Annotated in this window: 1 protein-coding gene; it reads right to left on the reverse strand. The window is 62.4% G+C overall.

The window, feature by feature from the left end; translation table 11 throughout:
- Positions 1-1013, reverse strand: a 1013-nt coding sequence (locus tag A5747_RS23980; RefSeq protein ID WP_233148137.1) for a condensation domain-containing protein, incomplete at both ends; no start/stop codon positions are given.

The raw sequence follows: 1013 nt of genomic DNA on the forward strand, positions 1-1013 counted from the left end.
TGATGGCGCAACGACCGAGCCGGGTTGAGCCGCTCCACCACCACCTCAAAAGGCACATGCTGATGTTCAAACGCCTCCAAACTGCGCGCCCGAACCTGCGCCAACAACTCCGCAAAAGTGGGATCCCCACCCACATCGGTACGCAACACCAAGGTGTTGACGAAAAACCCCACCAACTCATCGAGCGCCGGATCACCCCGACCGGCCACCGCGAAGCCCACGGCCACATCAGAACTGGCGCCGATCTTCGACAACAACATCGCCAACCCGGCCTGCACCACCATGAAACTCGACGCGTTATGCTCACGGGCCAGCCGAGCAACCTTGCGCTGCAATCCCGCCGACCACTCGACGGCCACACTGGCCCCACGCTGATCAGCCACCAATGGATAAGGCCGATCAGTCGGCAACTCCAAACGCTCAGGCATCCCGGCCAGCGCCTGCTCCCAAAACTTCAACTCCAGAGCAATGGCACTGCGCGGATCAGACTCCTCCCCCAGCCACTCCTGTTGCCACAGCGTGTAATCGGCATACTGCACCGCCAACGGCGTCCAACCCGGCGCCCGACCGGCGCACCGGCTGGTATAGGCCACACTCAAATCAGCGGTCAGCGGCCTTAGCGACCAGCCATCCGCGGCGATATGGTGCATCACAATCACCAGCATGTGCTCGTCGTCGACGATGCGAAAAAGCCTTGCCCGCAGCGGGATCTCGGTGGCCAGATCAAAGGTATGGCGTGCCGCGGCGTCGATGACCTCACCCAGCCGGGCTGGTGACCAGCTGCTGGCATCAACAACGTCCCACCCAAAATCGGCCTGCTCAACAGGAATAACCACCTGTCGGGGTGTTCCCTCGACCGCGGGGAACACAGTGCGCAGGCTTTCATGACGGCCCACCACATCGGCCAGCGCCGCAGCCAACGCATCAACATCGAGCGGCCCACTTAGCCGCAATGCAGCCGCGACGTTGTAAACCGGCGAGGGCCCCTGCAACTGGTCGATAAACCACAACCG

Source organism: Mycobacterium sp. IS-836 (assembly GCF_001954275.1).
GTDB lineage: Bacteria > Actinomycetota > Actinomycetes > Mycobacteriales > Mycobacteriaceae > Mycobacterium.